Origin of the sequence: Cellulomonas oligotrophica (genome assembly GCF_013409875.1) — a bacterium.
Lineage (GTDB): Bacteria > Actinomycetota > Actinomycetes > Actinomycetales > Cellulomonadaceae > Cellulomonas > Cellulomonas oligotrophica.
Genome location: NZ_JACCBK010000001.1, coordinates 1964546 through 1981395 on the forward strand (window position 1 = coordinate 1964546; position 16850 = coordinate 1981395).

Annotated in this window: 13 protein-coding genes; 7 read left to right on the plus strand and 6 right to left on the minus strand. The window is 72.3% G+C overall.

The window, feature by feature from the left end; genetic code table 11:
- The first annotated feature begins 86 nt into the window (after positions 1 to 86).
- The gene (locus BKA21_RS08650) at positions 87 to 875 is read left to right on the plus strand and encodes a phosphotransferase family protein (protein WP_140457843.1); all 789 of its coding nucleotides are present in this window, start codon (positions 87 to 89) and stop codon (positions 873 to 875) included.
- A 109-nt stretch (positions 876 to 984) separates the two neighbouring features.
- Here the strand turns inward: BKA21_RS08650 and BKA21_RS08655 are convergent, their stop codons facing one another.
- Entirely contained in the window at positions 985 to 1287 is a 303-nt protein-coding gene (locus tag BKA21_RS08655; RefSeq protein ID WP_140457844.1) for a DUF1540 domain-containing protein, read from the minus strand.
- A gap of 96 nt (positions 1288 to 1383) precedes the next feature.
- The gene (locus BKA21_RS08660; RefSeq protein ID WP_140457845.1) at positions 1384 to 3261 is read right to left on the minus strand and encodes a phosphoenolpyruvate carboxykinase (GTP); all 1878 of its coding nucleotides are present in this window, start codon (positions 3259 to 3261) and stop codon (positions 1384 to 1386) included.
- A 150-nt stretch (positions 3262 to 3411) separates the two neighbouring features.
- Between BKA21_RS08660 and BKA21_RS08665 the strand changes: the two genes are divergently transcribed.
- The 5 genes from BKA21_RS08665 to BKA21_RS08685 all read left to right on the plus strand — a co-directional run bounded on the left by BKA21_RS08665 (position 3412) and on the right by BKA21_RS08685 (position 12352).
- Positions 3412 to 4890: an XRE family transcriptional regulator gene (locus tag BKA21_RS08665; RefSeq protein ID WP_239073024.1), complete on the plus strand. Its 1479-nt coding sequence runs from the start codon at positions 3412 to 3414 to the stop codon at positions 4888 to 4890.
- A gap of 165 nt (positions 4891 to 5055) precedes the next feature.
- Complete coding sequence (locus BKA21_RS08670) at positions 5056 to 6771, plus strand: hypothetical protein (protein WP_140457846.1); 1716 nt, start codon at positions 5056 to 5058, stop codon at positions 6769 to 6771.
- A gap of 88 nt (positions 6772 to 6859) precedes the next feature.
- Positions 6860 to 8566 carry a carbohydrate-binding protein gene (locus BKA21_RS19960; protein WP_275406428.1) on the plus strand — a complete coding sequence of 569 codons (1707 nt, stop codon included), beginning with the start codon at positions 6860 to 6862 and terminating at the stop codon, positions 8564 to 8566.
- Positions 8567 to 8855: 289 nt separating this feature from the next.
- Complete coding sequence (locus BKA21_RS08680) at positions 8856 to 10529, plus strand: glycoside hydrolase family 27 protein (RefSeq protein ID WP_140458415.1); 1674 nt, start codon at positions 8856 to 8858, stop codon at positions 10527 to 10529.
- On the plus strand, positions 10526 to 12352 hold the full coding sequence (locus tag BKA21_RS08685) for a family 43 glycosylhydrolase (protein WP_140457847.1): 1827 nt from the start codon (positions 10526 to 10528) through the stop codon (positions 12350 to 12352). The genes BKA21_RS08680 and BKA21_RS08685 overlap by 4 nt, the downstream gene beginning before the upstream one ends.
- A 14-nt stretch (positions 12353 to 12366) precedes the next feature.
- On the opposite strand, the gene BKA21_RS08690 is transcribed toward BKA21_RS08685, so the two are convergent.
- Positions 12367 to 12768 carry a PIN domain-containing protein gene (locus BKA21_RS08690; protein ID WP_239073022.1) on the minus strand — a complete coding sequence of 134 codons (402 nt, stop codon included), beginning with the start codon at positions 12766 to 12768 and terminating at the stop codon, positions 12367 to 12369.
- Positions 12750 to 13025 carry a type II toxin-antitoxin system Phd/YefM family antitoxin gene (locus BKA21_RS08695; RefSeq protein ID WP_140457848.1) on the minus strand — a complete coding sequence of 92 codons (276 nt, stop codon included), beginning with the start codon at positions 13023 to 13025 and terminating at the stop codon, positions 12750 to 12752. The genes BKA21_RS08690 and BKA21_RS08695 overlap by 19 nt, the downstream gene beginning before the upstream one ends.
- Positions 13026 to 13165: 140 nt before the next feature.
- Here BKA21_RS08695 and BKA21_RS08700 point away from each other — a divergent pair, with 140 nt between their 5' ends.
- Entirely contained in the window at positions 13166 to 13555 is a 390-nt protein-coding gene (locus BKA21_RS08700; RefSeq protein WP_140457849.1) for a hypothetical protein, read from the plus strand.
- Between the two features lie 148 nt (positions 13556 to 13703).
- Here BKA21_RS08700 and nrdF read toward each other — a convergent pair whose 3' ends face one another.
- Positions 13704 to 14684, minus strand: coding sequence for a class 1b ribonucleoside-diphosphate reductase subunit beta (gene nrdF, locus BKA21_RS08705; protein WP_140458417.1), 981 nt, complete (start codon positions 14682 to 14684; stop codon positions 13704 to 13706).
- A gap of 51 nt (positions 14685 to 14735) precedes the next feature.
- Positions 14736 to 16850 carry a class 1b ribonucleoside-diphosphate reductase subunit alpha gene (gene nrdE, locus BKA21_RS08710; RefSeq protein WP_140457850.1) on the minus strand — a complete coding sequence of 705 codons (2115 nt, stop codon included), beginning with the start codon at positions 16848 to 16850 and terminating at the stop codon, positions 14736 to 14738.

Here is a 16850-nt window from a genome sequence, read left to right on the forward strand (position 1 = left end):
ACCCCCGCGCACCCGGCACCGCGCGGGCCCGACGACGGCCGGGGCACGGCGCGACAGATCGGCCGGCCGGGGCTACCGTCGACCCCATGCCCCCCGCCGACCTGGCGCCGCAGGGCTCGGCAGCGCCCGCCGAGGCCCCTGGCCCGCTGCTGGCGTCCGGCTCCTCGGCCGACGTCTTCGCGATCGACGAGGACCGGGTGCTGCGCCGCTACCGCGGCGGGCGTGACGCCGGCCCGGAGGTCGAGCTGCTCCAGCACGTCGTCGCGCACGGCTTCCCCGCGCCGGCCGCGCGGCACCTGGGCGGGCCGGACGCGGTCCTGGAGCGCCTGCACGGTCCGACGCTGCTGCAGGCGCTCGGGGCGGGCGAGATCACGCTGCACGAGGCCGCGCGCGTGCTGGACGACCTGCACCGGGCGCTGCACCGCATCGACGCCCCGGAGTCGTGGCGCACGCCGCCCGACCCCGACTGGCCGCACCTGGGCGGGACCGCTGTGGTGCACCTCGACCTGCACCCGGGCAACGTGATCCTCACCGAGACCAAGGGCCCGGCGCTCGTGGACTGGGCCAAGGCCCGCGCCGGCGCGCCGGAGCTGGACGTGTCGTCCACGGCGCTGCTCATCGGCGAGGTCGCGGTCGACTCCGACGGCGAGTACTCCCAGGCGGCGCGGGCGCTGCTGGCGGCCTTCCTCGCGGTCACCGAGACCGACGCGCTGGCGGCGCTGGACGACGCCGCGGCGCTGCGTGCGGTCGACCCGGGCCTGATGCCGGGCGAGCGTGAGCTGGTGACCCGGTCCGCGCGGCTGGTGCGCACGCTGGTGCAGGTGGCGAGCCGGCCGGACGACGAGCCGCTCCCGCCGCAGCGCGACGCGTCCTGACCTGCACCGACCCACGCTCCCCGGAGGGCGCTGCGCGCTCCGTGCGCGCCGACGCCCCGCGACCAGGGGCCGCAGGGCGTCGGGGCGGACGGGGTCAGGGCGGACGGGGTCAGGCGGAGCGGGCCGTGAAGGTCAGGCAGTCGGCGATGTCGTGGCCGGCGCCGATGCGCACGGACGGCGCGCCGCACTCGAGGTGCGCGTTGTGCGAGCAGTCCTGGCGCTGGCAGGCGCCGACGTGGGAGACGACGCGGTCGAGGCCGCCCTTGACGCCCAGCGGGATGAACGTGGCGCACTGCGCGTCGCCGGCGCCGCCGATGGTGACGGCCGCCGCGTGGCAGCTGGAGTGGTCGTTGTACGAGCAGCCGGCCACCGAGCACTCGGCGACGGCGGGGAGCTCTGCGAGGGTGCTCATGAGGAACCTCCGGGACGATGTGCGGGGCGTCGGGCGGCGCCTACCCGTTCGACGGTAAGGGCGTGACGTGGATCACGCCAGCAAGGCAGGACTGGCTTACCCGTCCCCTACGAGCCGACGCCGCACCTCCCCGAGGGCGTCCAGGACCTGCGGCGGGACGGCGTCGCCGAATCCCGCGAACCACTCCCGCACAAGGTCGGTCTCGGTCAGCCACGCGTCGACGTCGACGGCCAGGAGGGCCGCGAGGTCGTCGGCGGTGACGTCCGTGCCCGTCAGGTCGAGCGACCCCGGCGCGGGCAGCAGCCCGATCGGCGAGTCCACGGCCGGCGCGGTGCCCGCCACGCGGCCCAGCGCCCACGCGAGCACCCGCGCGTTGTCCCCGAACCCCGGCCACAGGTAGCGACCGTCGGCGTCGGTGCGGAACCAGTTGACGCAGAACACCGCGGGCGCCCCCGCGCCGAGACGCTCGCCGACCGCCAGCCAGTGCGCCCAGTGGTCGGCCGCGTGGTACCCCGTGAAGGGCAGCATCGCGAAGGGGTCGCGCCGCAGCTCGCCCACGGTGCCCTCGGCCGCGGCGGTCTGCTCCGACGCGATCGTCGCGCCGAGCAGCACGCCGTGCGCCCAGTCGCGCGCCTGCACCACGAGCGGCACGGTCGAGGCGCGGCGCCCGCCGAGCAGGACCGCGTCGACCGGCACCCCCGCCGGGTCGTCCCAGTCGGGAGCGATGGTCGGGCAGCGCCCGGCGCGGACCGTGAACCGGGAGTTCGGGTGCGCGGCGGGCCGCCCCGCGTCGGGGGTCCAGTCCTGCCCCTGCCAGTCGACGAGGTGCGCGGGCGGCTCGGGCGTCAGGCCCTCCCACCAGACGTCGCCGTCGTCCGTCAGGGCGACGTTGGTGAAGATCGTGTCGCTCGCGACCATCTCCACCGCGGCCGGGTTGGTCCGCGGCCCGGTGCCGGGAGCGACCCCGAAGAAGCCGGCCTCGGGGTTGATCGCCCGCAGCCGCCCGTCCGCGTCGGGGCGCATCCACGCGATGTCGTCGCCGATCGTCTGCGCCGTCCAGCCCGGCAGCGTGGGGGTGATCATCGCGAGGTTCGTCTTGCCGCAGGCCGACGGGAACGCGGCGGCGACGTGGAACGCCCGGCCCTGCGGGGACGTGAGCCGCAGCAGCAGCATGTGCTCGGCGAGCCAGCCCTCGTCCCGGCCCATGACGGACGCGATCCGCAGCGCGAAGCACTTCTTGCCCAGCAGCGCGTTGCCGCCGTACCCGGAGCCGAACGACCAGATCTCCCGGGTCTGCGGGAAGTGCGCCACGTACTTGGTGCGGCTGCACGGCCACGGCACGTCCGCGACCGGCTCGCCGGCGTCGTCGACGAGCGGCATGCCCACGCTGTGCACCGCGGGCACGAACGCGCCGTCCGTGCCCAGGTGCTCGAGCACGGCCGTCCCCACCCGCGTCATCAGGTGCATGCTGACGACGACGTACGGCGAGTCGGTCAGCTCGACCCCGTACTGCGCGAGCGGCGAGCCCACCGGCCCCATCGCGAACGGCACCACGTACAGCGTGCGGCCGCGCATCGACCCGTCGAACACGGCCTCCAGCTCGGCGCGCATCTGCGCCGGCGCCCGCCAGTTGTTGGTCGGACCGGCGTCGCGCGCCCGCTCGGAGCAGATGAACGTGCGGCTCTCGACGCGGGCGACGTCGTCGGGGGTCGAGCGGGCGAGGAAGCTGCGCGGCCGGCGCCGGGCGTCCAGGCGCACGAACGTGCCCTGCGCGACGAGCAGGTCGCACAGCCGGTCGTACTCCTGCGTCGACCCGTCGCACCAGACCACCGCGTCGGGTCGGGTCAGCGCGGCCGTCTCCGCCACCCAGGCGCGCAGCCGGGCGTGCGCGGTCGGCGGCCGGCCCGCCGGTGCTGCGGGCGTCGCCGGTCCCGTGAGCGGCGTCGGTCTCGTCAGCGGCTCCACCGCAGTCATCGTGCCCTCCTCGTCACGGGGCCACGAGCGGGCCGCCGGTCCGTCCACCGTGCGCCACGGACGGCCCGACGTGGTGGCCGCAGGGGCTGCAAGATCCGCGGAACTTTCGCTACCGTCACAGGCGTGGGCAACGACGCGCACCACCCGGCCATCGCCGTCCCCGAGCCGGACCGCCACCCGGACCCGACGCCGTCCGCGACGGCGGACCTCCTCACGCTCGGACGACGGGTCCGGCACCGCCGCACGCAGCGCGGCATGACGCTGGACCAGCTCGGCGCGGCCGTCGGCGCCACCGCCAGCCAGCTGTCCCTCGTCGAGAACGGGCACCGCGAGCCCCGCCTGTCGCTGCTGCGCGCGATCGCGCAGACGCTGGGCACCGACGTCGGCGACCTGCTGCAGCCCACCCCGCCGTCGCGGCGGGCGGCGCTGGAGATCGCCCTCGACCGGGCGCAGCGCTCCACGCTGTACGCCGCGACGGGACTGCCGACCGTCCGCGTGACCCGGTCGCTGCCGACCGAGGCGCTCGAGGCGCTGGTCGGCCTGCACGCCGAGCTGACCCGCCGCGACGACGCCGCCCTGGCCACCCCGGAGGAGGCGCGCCGGGCCATGACCGCGCTGCGCCTGTGGATGCGCGAGCGCGACAACCACCTGCCGGACGTCGAGGACGCCGCCGAGGAGATGCTGCGCCACGGCGGGTACGTCTCGGGCGCGCTCACGCACCGCTCCGTCGCGCTCATGGCCCAGCACCTGGGCTTCACGCTCATCCACGTCGACGACCTGCCGCACTCCACGCGCACCGTCACCGACCTCGCGAACGGGAGGATCTACCTGCCGCCGGCGTCGATCCCCGGCGGGCACGGCCTGCGCGCGCTGGCGCTGCAGGCCCTCGCGCACCGCGTGCTCGGGCACGAACGGCCCCGCAGCTACGGCGACTTCCTACGCCAGCGCATCGAGATCGCGTACTTCTCGTCCGCCTGCCTGGTGCCCCGGCACGCGGCCGTCGCGCACCTCACCGAGGCCAAGAAGGCCAAGAACCTCGCCGTCGAGGACTTCCGCGACGCGTTCGGCGTCACGCACGAGACCGCGGCGCAGCGCATGGCCAACCTGCTCACGTCGCACCTGGGCGTGCCCCTGCACCTCATGCGCGTCGGCGACGACGGCGCCCTGTACAAGGGGTACGAGAACGACGGCATGCCGCTGCCCACGGACGGCACGGGGGCGATCGAGGGGCAGGTCGTGTGCCGGCAGTGGCCGGCACGGATGGCGTTCACGCGCCGCGACCGCACCACCGAGTACCACCAGTACGTCGACACGCCCGCGGGCACCTACTGGGCCTCGACGCAGACCGGGACCACCGCGGCGGGCGGGTTCTCCATCAGCATCGGGGTGCCGTACGCGTCGTCGACGTGGTTCCGCGGCCGCGAGACCCGCGTGCGCACCCGCTCCACGTGCCCCGACCCGGCGTGCTGCCGCCGCCCCGACCCCGCGCTCGCCGGCCGGTGGGCGCCGCACGCGTGGCCGAGCGCCGCCGTGCACGCGCACGTGCTCGCACCGCTGCCCAGCGGCACGTTCCCGGGCGTCGACGAGTCCGAGGTCTTCGCGTTCCTCGACGCCCACGCCGACCGCTGACCCCGGCGCGGCACGCCCGGACCGCCGCCCCGCCGCACGGTCCGTCCGGGATATCCGTTACGCCCGGTCGCCGGCACGCGTCTCCTCTCGTGGGGGGGAACGGCGCAGCAGCGAGGTCCTGGACCTCGCCGCTGCGCCGCACACCGACGACGACCTGGAGACGCCGTGACCACATCGACCCCCCGCCGGGGGATCCTCGCCGGGCTCGTGCTCGTGCTGACGCTCATGGGGACCGCGACCACCGCGAGCGCCGCCGAGCTGTGCGAGGCACCGACCCCGCTGCCCGTCCCGCAGGCCCTGACCACCGTGGGCGACGGCACCGCCGCGTCCTGCACGGAGCAGACGCTGCGCGCGGCCGCCGGCCGTGGCGGCCGCATCGAGTTCGACTGCGGGGACGACCCCGTGACCATCGACGTGACCTCGACGATCGTCGTGACGAAGGACGCCGTGATCGACGGCGGCGGGAAGGTCACGCTGGACGGCGGCGGGAAGGTCCGCATCATGCAGGCCGCGGACCGGACGACGTCCTCGTTCCGCAACCTGACGTTCGTCGGGGGTGCCGCGAAGCAGAGCTTCGAGCGCTCCGAGGGCGCGGGCGGGGCGATCGCGGGCATGTTCCGCTCGCACATCGAGGTCATCGGCAGCACGTTCGTCGGCAACAGCGCCGGCCACGGCGGCGGCGCGGTGTACGGCGGGGTGCAGGGCTCGACCGTCATCGTCGGCAGCGAGTTCCGGGAGAACTGGTCGTGGCTGGGCGGTGCGGTGTACACGCTGCTGTCGCCGCTGACGATCGTGAACTCCGACTTCGAGGGCAACTACACGACCACGAAGGGCGGGCTCGGCGACGGCGGGGCGATCGCCACCGACGGCGCCGCCGACATCGGCCAGGGCGGTGACGTGCGCATCTGCGGCGCGGTCGTCAAGAACAACACCGGGCACGGCAGCGGCGGCGGCGCGTACCTGTGGACGTACGCGCCGGACCGGATCGTCATCGAGAAGACCGTCTTCGAGGGCAACGAGGCGCTGCCCAACGGGCGCAACAGCCAGGGCATCGGCGGTGCCGCGCGGCTGAGCACGGGCAAGGACTCCACGACGCCCGGGTCGATCACCGTGACCGACAGCCGTGCGGTGGGCAACGAGTCCGGCGGCAACGGCGGCGCGTTCTACGTGGACTGCTACGCCACGTGCGACTTCCGCCGCTCGACGGTGGCCCGCAACTCCTCGGGCGGCTACGGCGGCGCGATCTTCGGCGACGGCCACGCCAGCACCGACATGCTGTACGCCGAGAACACGGCCGCCGGGCACGGCGGTGCGTTCTTCGGCAAGGGGTTCACCGCGAAGGACACCGTGTTCGTCGCCAACTCCGCGGGCAACCCGTGGGGCCAGGCCATGTCGTGCAGCGAGACGGGCACCGGCTCGGGCGTGACGCAGTGGGGCACGGGCGGCCCGGACACGTCCACCCCGTGCGTGACCGGCGCGACGTCGGCCGACCCGGGCCTGGACCTCGACGCGATCATCGGCGCGCCGATCTCCGTGGGCGCGCCGCAGGCCCCGTCGGAGCCCGCGCCCGCACCCGCGCCGGCACCCGCCGACCCGGAGCCCGTGGCCGAGGAGGAGGTCGAGCCCGAGCCCACGACGGTCGCGACCGCCGAGGCCACGGCCGCGGCCACGCCGACCCCCTCGCCGACGGCGTCCGCCACGGCCGACGTGACCGCCGACGACCGCTCCGAGGTCCTCGCGGCCACGGGGTCGTCGACGCGGACGACCCTCACGGTCGTCGCCCTGGCCGCGCTCGTCCTGGCCCTCGGCACCGGCGCCCTGCTGTGGGCCCGCAGCCGCGGAGCCTTCGCCGGCCGCCGGTCCGCCGGCCCGCGCCACTGACCTCCAGCACACCACGACCCGCGCCCGAGGCCGGTCGGGGTCCCGCCCGGGACCTCGGCCGGCCCCCGGCCCACGAAGGAGCACGACCATGACCCGTCCCACCCGTCCGCACGGGGTGCGCCGCAGGGCGTTCCTCGGCGCCCTCCTCGCCGCCTCCCTGGCGGTCCCGCTGGCCGCGACGTCGGTCGGCGCGGCGCCCGGCGTCACCGCCGTCACCAGCCCCGCCGTGGTGGTCGACGCCGGCACGAAGCACCAGACGATCCGCGGGTTCGGCGGCATGAACCACCCGCTGTGGATCGGCGACCTCACGGCCTCCCAGCGCACCACCGCGTTCGGCAACGGCACGGACCAGATCGGCATGTCGGTGCTGCGGATCTGGGTCAGCGACGACCGCTCGCAGTGGAGCCGCGAGGTCGCCACGGCCAAGGCCGCGATCGACCGGGGCGCGATCGTCTTCGCGTCGCCGTGGAACCCGCCCGCGTCGATGACCGAGACCGCCACGGTCGGCGCACCCCAGGGCGCCGGCACGCTCTACCAGGCCGAGACGGGCTCGACGCTGCGCAGCGCGGCCGTGAAGTCGGAGCACACCGGGTACACCGGCAGCGGGTTCGTCGACTTCAGCGCGTCGAGCGGTGCCAGCATGCAGCTCGACAACGTGAGCATCGCGACCGCGGGGACCAAGAACCTCGCGATCCGCTACGCGCTGGGCAGCACCACGGCCCGCAAGCTCGACGTCTACGTCAACGGGACGCGCGCGCTGACGGGTGTCACGTTCAACCCGACGGGCGGCTGGTCGAGCTGGGGCAGCGTGCAGGTGCAGGTGCCGATGCGCGTCGGCGGCAACACGGTGCGGCTGGAGACCACGGGCACCGAGGGCCCGAACGTCGACAGCGTGCGCGTGACCGGCTGGGTCGAGTCCACGGGCAAGCGGCTGCGGCACGACAAGTACGCCGACTACGCGAAGCACCTCAACGACTTCGTGGCGTTCATGAAGAGCAACGGGGTCGACCTGTACGCCATCTCGGTGCAGAACGAGCCCGACTACGCCCACGAGTGGACGGCGTGGACCCCCACGGAGATCCAGACGTTCATGCGTGACCACGCCGGCAGCATCACCACCCGCGTGATCGCTCCCGAGTCGTTCCAGTACACCAAGTCGGTGTCCGACCCGATCCTCGAGGACCCGAAGGCCCTCGCGAACATGGACATCCTCGGGGCCCACCTCTACGGCACGTCGTACGCGGACTTCCCGTACCCGCTCTTCCAGGAGAAGGGCGCGGGCAAGGACCTGTGGATGACCGAGGTGTACTACCCGAACTCGACCATGACCTCGGGCAACGCGTGGCCGGAGTCGCTGTCGGTGGCCCGGCACATCCACCACGCGATGGCGGACGCCGAGTTCCAGGCGTACGTCTGGTGGTACATCCGCCGCGGCTACGGCCCGATGCAGGAGGACGGCACGCTGAGCAAGCGCGGGTACGCGATGGCGGCGTTCTCGAAGTACGTCCGGCCCGGTGCCGTGCGCCTCGAGGCCGAGTCGGAGCCGCGCCAGGGCGTGTACGTCTCGGCGTACCGCAACACCGACGGGAAGATCGCCGTCGTCGTGGTGAACCAGAACAACGCGAGCGTCACCCAGCCGCTGTCGGTGAAGGGCGCGACCGCCTCGAAGGTCTCGTCGTACACGACCGACGCGACGCGCAACCTCGCGCCGCGCACCGGGATCGCCGTCTCCGGCGGTGCGTTCTCCGCGACGCTGCCGGCGCAGAGCGTCACCACGTTCGTCGTCGAGGGCTGACGACGAACGACACGCACGTGCGACGGGCCCGGCAGCTGCTGCCGGGCCCGTCGTGCGTGCGGCCCACAGGCGCCGGGGCCGCGGGTCTCGAACCGTTTCACCGCTGGACCCGGTGCCGGGCGGCCCTACGCTCGACAGTGATGTGAACGTTCACGGCAGGTGCTCGCAGCACCGCGCCCGGGGCGACGACGCCACGGGCACCGGCCCTGCCGTGACGCCCCGACGCGACACCGACGTCCGCCGGGTCGTCCAGGCCCGCCCGCGGGCCGCGTCCGCCGAGGAGACCTCCGTGTCCCGCACCCGTCCCCGCCCCCGGCTGCGCGTCCTCGCGCTCGCCCTGGCACTGCTCGTCGCCCCCGCCGCGGGCCTCGCCGCACCCGCCGCACCGGCCGCGGCCGCGACACCCACCGTCGAGGAGCCCGCTCCCCTGCCGCCCCTCGGCTGGAACAGCTGGAACACCTTCTACTGCAACATCAACGAGCAGATGGTCCGGCAGACCGCCGACGCCATGGTCAGCTCGGGGATGGCCGCCGCGGGCTACCAGTACGTCGTCGTCGACGACTGCTGGATGCAGGACACCCGCGACGCGAACGGCAACCTGCGGGCGAACACGTCCCGCTTCCCGTCGGGCATGAAGGCCCTCGGCGACTACATCCACAGCAAGGGCCTCAAGTTCGGGATCTACCACGCGCCGCGCGAGAAGACCTGCGACCAGTACTTCGGCAACCGGCCCGGCACGTCGTCCAACGGGTACGAGACGCGCGACGCGCAGCTGTTCGCCTCGTGGGGCGTCGACTACGTCAAGCACGACTGGTGCGACCCCCGCGGCACCGTCACCGAGCAGGCGGCGCTGTTCAAGAAGTTCGGCGACGCCCTCAAGACCACCGGCCGGCCGATCGTCTACTCCATCAACCCCAACAGCGCGCACACCAACACCGCGCCGACCTACTCCGGCTGGGGCGCGTTCGCGGACATGTGGCGCACCTCGGAGGACCTCAAGGACGCGTGGTCCACGGGCTGCCCGCCGTCCGACCACTGGTGCTTCGTCGGCATCACCGAGGCCCTCGACATCATCGAGCCGATGCGGGAGTGGACGCGGCCGGGCCAGTACAACGACCCGGACATGCTCATGGTCGGCGTGCGCAACACCCTCACCCCCACCGAGAACCGCGCGCACATGAGCATGTGGGCGATGCTCTCCGCGCCGCTGATCGCCGGCAACGACATCCGCAGCATGAGCGCCGACGTGCGCGCCGTGCTGACCAACCGTGACGTGCTCGCGATCGACCAGGACCCGCTGGTCCGCCAGGCCGACCGTGTGCGCGACGACGGCGACGCCGAGGTCTGGTCCAAGCCGCTGGCCGACGGCTCCGTAGCCGTCGCGCTGCTCAACCGCGGCGGCAGCAGCCGCAGCATCTCCGCGACCCTCGCGGAGGCCGGGCTGGGCGCCGGCACGGCGACGTACCGCGAGCTGTGGACCGGGGCGACCGGCCAGACGTCGGACCGGATCACGGCCACCGTGCCCGCGCACGGCGTCGCGCTGTACCGCGTCACGCCCGGCACCACCACCCCGCCGCCGACGGGCTCGACGACGACGCTGGTCAGCGCCGCGTCCGGCCGCTGCCTCGACGCGCCCAACGGTGCCACGGCCAACGGCACGCGCCCCGTGATCTGGGACTGCAACGGCGGCACCAACCAGCGGTGGACCGCCGACGGCGCGACCCTGCGCGTGCTCGGACGCTGCCTCGACGCCCCGGCCGGGGCCACCGCCGGCACGGCCGTGCAGCTGTACGACTGCCACGGCGGCACCAACCAGCAGTGGACCGCACAGCCGAACGGCACCATCCGCGGCGTGGCGTCCGGGCTGTGCCTCGACGTCGACCGCAACCTCACCGCGAACGGCACCGGCGTGCTCCTGTGGACCTGCACCGGCGCCGCCAACCAGGTGTGGAGCCGGCGGTGAGGCGCGGCAGGCGGGTCGCCGCGCTCGTCGCGGCCGCGCTGCTCCTGCCCGTCGCGCTCACGGCGCCGGCCGCCGCGGACAACCCGATCGTCCAGACCGTCTACACGGCCGACCCGGCGCCGCTCGTGCACGACGGCCGCCTGTACGTCTACACGAGCCACGACGAGGACGGCTCGACGTACTTCACCATGAAGGACTGGCGGGTCTTCTCGACCACCGACATGGCGAACTGGACCGACCACGGCTCCCCCATGGGGCTGACGACGTTCGCGTGGGCGGAGGCCGACGCGTGGGCCGGGCAGGTCGTGGAGCGCGACGGGAAGTTCTTCTTCTACGTGCCCGTCAAGCAGCGCGGCGGCGGCATGGTCATCGGCGTCGGCGTCTCGGACAGCCCCACCGGGCCGTTCCGTGACGCCATCGGGCGCCCGCTCGTCGGCAACGGCGAGATCGACCCGAGCGTGATGATCGACGACGACGGCCAGGCGTACCTCTACTGGGGCAACCCGAACCTCTGGTACGTCCGGCTCAACCGCGACATGGTGTCGTACTCCGGCAGCCCCACCCGGATCCCGCTGACCACGGCGGGGTTCGGCACGCGCCCCGGCAACGCCGCGCAGCGGCCCACCCTCTACGAGGAGGGGCCGTGGGTGTACAAGCGCAACGGCACCTACTACAACGTGTTCGCCGCGGAGTGCTGCAGCGAGTTCATCGGGTACTCGACGTCCCCCGGGCCCACCGGCCCGTGGACGTACCGCGGCACCGTGATGCCCCGGCAGGGCAGCAGCTTCACCAACCACCCGGGCGTCGTCGACTACCGGGGACGGTCGTACTTCTTCTACCACAACGGTGCCCTGCCGGGCGGGGGCGGGTTCACGCGGTCCGTGGCCGTCGAGCAGTTCACGTACGGCGCCGACGGGTCCATCCCGCAGATCACCATGACGACGGCGGGCCCCCCGCAGGTCGAACCCCTCGACCCGTACGTCACGCAGCAGGCCGAGACCACGGCCTGGGCGAGCGGCGTCGAGACGGAGCGCGCCACCGAGGGCGGCCTCGCCCTCGCCTTCGTCGGCAACGGCGACTGGGTGCGCGTCAAGGGCGTCGCGTTCGGCGCCGGGGCGGCGTCGTTCAGCGCACGCGTCGCGTCGGCGGGCGCCGGCGGACGCATCGAGGTACGGCTCGACAGCGCGACCGGGCCGGTCGTCGGCACCTGCACCGTGCCCGGCACCGGCGGCTGGCAGGCGTGGACCACGGTGACGTGCCCGGTCAGCGGCGCGAGCGGCACCCGCGACCTGGTCCTGCGGTTCGCGGGCGGCAGCGGCGAGCTGTTCAACGTCGGCAGCTGGCAGTTCACGCGCACCGGCGGCACGACGCCCACCCCCACGCCGACCCCGACGGTGCCGCCGTCCGGCGAGGTGCGGATCGTCAACCGCGCGAGCGGCAAGGTCATGGACGTCCAGGCGCCCAACCGTGAGGACCTGGCCGTGGTGGGCCAGTGGGCGAGCAACGGTCAGCCGTGGCAGCGCTGGCAGGTCGTCGACGCGGGCGGCGGGTACCTCTCCCTACGATCCGCGCACAGCGGCAAGTGCCTCGACGTCACCGGCGCGTCCACCGCCGACGGTGCCCGCCTCATCCAGTACACCTGCCACGGCCGCACCAACCAGCAGTTCTCGTGGCGGTCCACCGGCGACGGCTACGACCAGCTGGTCAACCGCGCCAGCGGCCGGTGCGTGGGCGTGGTCGGCGGCTCGACCGCCGACGGCGCAGCCCTGGAGCAGCGCACCTGCACCACGGCGACCACGTTCCGGTGGAGCCGCGTCTCCTGAGCGGCGCGACCGGGTCACCGACGAGTCGGTGCCGCGATCCTGACGAGGTGCTCGAAGGGCCGGAAGTCGTCGAGGTTCGCCGTGAGGACCGCTGCACCGTGCCGGTGCGCCTGCGCGGCGATCAGTGCGTCCTTGCCGCGCACCTTCGCGCCGGACGCCCGTGCCGTCGAGGCGACGATGCCGTACGAGCGCGTGCACTCCACGTCGAACGGTAGCCAGTCGAACAGATCGTCGAGCTGGTTGAGCCGCCGGGTGCGGACGGCGGTGTCCTCGGCGCTGCGGGCGGCGCGGACGCCGAACTCCAGCTCGGCACGCGACAGGATGCTCGCGGTGTACTCCTCGTCGGGGTCGAGCGCGTACAGGTGGACGTCGACCAGCACGTTCGTGTCGAGGAGGATCACGCGCGCGGCGCCCACGGGTCGGCGGGCTCGTCGTCCTGGTCCACGGACGCGAGGTCGTCGTGGAACCGCGACACCGCGCCGTCGTCGATCGGGACTACCCGGGCCAGGTCCGCCCCCCGGACCCACCGCCGCGGCCCAGCATGGGTCGGCACCAGCGCGACTCCGGTGGGGTGCCCGTGCGTCGTCACCACGACCGCCTCGCCCGTCTCGAGAACCTGCCGCACGACGGCGTGCGGGTTCTGCTTGAGCTCGCGCGTCCCGACGGTGGCCATGAAGTCACGGTAGTCGCGGTGTAGACGCGCGTCTACACCGCGGACTGGCGAGCGTGCTCGGCGGGGGCACACAGGTGAGCTGGGGCTCGGCCCGCGCACGTTGCGGATGGCCGGGTGCGGGCCGTCGCTATCGTCGTGGCGTGGACGCCGACCCTCTGGACGTCGAGTACGCCGTGCACTCGATGACGCGGCTGCTGGTGGTCCGGGGCCCGTCGTACGACCCGGGCGTGAAGCGCCGCCGTCGCGACCCCGACGACCTGCTGGCACGGATCGACGACCCCGGCGCCCTCACCGAGCTGCGCGCCTGCCTCGTGCCGGCCGACGAGCAGGACGGCGCGTCCTGGACGACGACCGCCGACCCGACGCTCGTGCTGCACGCCGGCGACGACATCGTCGGCACGGTCTCGGTCGTCACGCCGGCGTACGTCCGCGGGCCGTGGTGGGACACGGACGTGATCCTGCGCCACCCGGACCGGTTCGAGCGGTGGCTCGACGCCCACGTGCCGCGGTGGCGCGCGTCGCCCTGGTGACGAGCCGGCCGCGCACGGCGCGAGCGGCGCCGTCGGCACTCGGGACGGCACGCGAAGGCCGGTGGCGGGGTGGAGCACCTTCTGACCGGACGCGCCGCGGCCCTCGTGACCAGCCGGTCACGAGGGCCGCGTCGGCAGCACGCCGGGCTCAGAAGTCCCAGTCGTCGTCCTCGGTGTTGACGGCCTTGCCGATGACGTACGACGAGCCCGAGCCGGAGAAGAAGTCGTGGTTCTCGTCGGCGTTGGGGCTCAGCGCCGAGAGGATCGCCGGGTTGACGTCCGTCTCGTCGCGGGGGAACAGCGCCTCGTAGCCCAGGTTCATGAGGGCCTTGTTGGCGTTGTAGCGCAGGAACTTCTTGACGTCCTCGGTGAGGCCGAGCTCGTCGTAGAGGTCCTGCGTGTACTCCACCTCGTTGTCGTACAGCTCGAAGAGCAGCTCGAACGTGTAGTCCTTGAGCTCGGCCCGCTCGGCCTCGCTGACGCGCTCGAGGCCCTTCTGGAACTTGTAGCCGATGTAGTACCCGTGCACCGCCTCGTCACGGATGATCAGGCGGATCAGGTCGGCCGTGTTGGTGAGCTTGGCCCGCGACGCCCAGTACATGGGCGCGTAGAAGCCCGAGTAGAACAGGAACGACTCGAGCATCGTCGAGGCGACCTTGCGCTTGAGCGGCTCGTCGCCCCGGTAGTAGTTCAGGACGATCTCGGCCTTGCGCTGCAGGTTCGGGTTCTCCTCCGACCAGCGGAACGCCTCGTCGATCTCCTTGGTCGACATGAGCGTCGAGAAGATCGAGGAGTACGACTTGGCGTGCACCGACTCCATGAACGCGATGTTCGTGTAGACGGCCTCCTCGTGCGGGGTCAGCGCGTCGGGGATGAGGCTGACCGCGCCGACCGTGCCCTGGATGGTGTCCAGCAGCGTCAGGCCGGTGAAGACGCGGCTCGTCATCATCTTCTCGGCGTCCGTGAGGGTCGCCCAGGACTGGATGTCGTTGGAGACCGGCACCTTCTCCGGCAGCCAGAAGTTGCCGACCAGGCGGTCCCAGACCTCGAGGTCCTTCTCGTCCTGCAGGCGGTTCCAGTTGATCGCCGACACGCGGTCGACCAGCTTCAGCTTGCCCGTGGGGCTCATCATGTCGTTCGTTCCTCAGTCTCGTCGGGGGCGTTCGCGCAGGTCAGAGCGTCACAGCATGCAGCTGACGCAGCCCTCGACCTCGGTGCCCTCGAGCGCCATCTGCCGCAGGCGGATGTAGTAGATGGTCTTGATGCCCTTCTTCCACGCGTAGATCTGCGCGCGGTTCAGGTCACGGGTCGTGGCCGTGTCCTTGAAGAAGAGCGTGAGCGACAGGCCCTGGTCGACGTGCTGCGTCGCCTCGGCGTACGTGTCGACGATCTTCTCGAAGCCGATCTCGTACGCGTCCTGGTAGTACTCCAGGTTGTCGTTCGTCATGAAGGGCGCCGGGTAGTAGACGCGCCCGATCTTGCCCTCCTTGCGGATCTCGATCTTCGACGCGATCGGGTGGATCGAGCTCGTCGAGTGGTTGATGTACGAGATCGAGCCGGTCGGCGGGACCGCCTGCAGGTTCTGGTTGTACAGCCCGTGCTCGGCGACCAGGGCCGCGAGCTCGCGCCAGTCGTCCTGCGTGGGGACGTGCACGCCCGCGGCGGCGAACAGCTCGCGCACGCGCTCGGTGCGGGGCTTCCACTCCTTCTCGACGTACTTGGTGAAGTACTCGCCGGTCGCGTACTTCGAGTCCTCGAACCCGAAGAACTTCGCCTGGCGCTCCTGCGCGAGCAGGTTCGAGGCACGGATCGCGTGGTAGGCGACCGTGTAGAAGTAGATGTTCGTGAAGTCCAGGCCCTCGTCGGAGCCGTAGTGGATCCGCTCGCGCGCCAGGTACCCGTGCAGGTTCATCTGCCCGAGGCCGATCGCGTGCCCGCCGGCGTTGGCCCGCTTGATCGACGGCACCGACTCGATGCTCGTCTGGTCCGACACCGCGGTGAGCGCGCGGATCGCCGTCTCGACCGTGCGGCCCAGGTCCGGGGAGTCCATCGACAGCGCGATGTTCATCGAGCCCAGGTTGCAGGAGATGTCCCGGCCGACCTCGTCGTAGGACAGGTCCTCGTTGAAGGTCGACGGCGTGGAGACCTGCAGGATCTCCGAGCACAGGTTCGAGTGCGTGATCTTGCCCTTGATGGGGTTGGCACGGTTGACCGTGTCCTCGAACATCACGTACGGGTAGCCGGACTCGAACTGGATCTCGGCGAGGGTCTGGAAGAACTCGCGCGCGTTGATCTTGGTCTTGCGGATGCGCGCGTCGTCGACCATCTCGTAGTACTTCTCGGTCACGTTCACGTCGGCGAACGGCACGCCGTAGACGCGCTCGACGTCGTACGGCGAGAAGAGGTACATGGGCTCGTTCTTCTTCGCCAGGTCGAACGTGATGTCCGGGATGACGACGCCGAGCGAGAGGGTCTTGATCCGGATCTTCTCGTCCGCGTTCTCGCGCTTGGTGTCGAGGAAGCGGTAGATGTCCGGGTGGTGCGCGTGCAGGTACACCGCGCCGGCGCCCTGGCGTGCCCCGAGCTGGTTGGCGTAGCTGAACGAGTCCTCGAGGAGCTTCATGACGGGGATGACGCCCGAGCTCTGGTTCTCGATGTGCTTGATCGGCGCGCCGTGCTCGCGGATGTTCGACAGCAGCAGGGCCACGCCGCCGCCGCGCTTGGACAGCTGCAGGGCGGAGTTGATGCCGCGCGCGATGGACTCCATGTTGTCCTCGATGCGCAGCAGGAAGCAGGACACGGGCTCGCCGCGCTGCGCCTTGCCGAGGTTGAGGAACGTGGGGGTCGCCGGCTGGAACCGCCCGGAGACGATCTCGTCGACGAGGCTCATCGCGAAGTCCTGGTCGCCCTCGGCCAGCGCGAGCGCGACCATGCACACGCGGTCCTCGAAGCGCTCGAGGTAGCGCTTGCCGTCGAACGTCTTGAGCGTGTACGACGTGTAGTACTTGAACGCGCCGAGGAAGGTCTGGAAGCGGAACTTCTTCGAGTACGCGTACTGGAACAGCGACTTGATGAACTCGCGGTCGTACTGCGCGAGCACCGCCGGGTCGTAGTACTTGTTCTCGACGAGGTACTCGAGCTTCTCGTCCAGGTCGTGGAAGAAGACCGTGTTCTGGTTGACGTGCTGCAGGAAGTACTGCCGCGCCGCCTCGCGGTCGGCGTCGAACTGGATCTTCCCGTCCGCGTCGTACAGGTTGAGCATCGCGTTCAGGGCGTGGTAGTCCAGCCCCGTCAT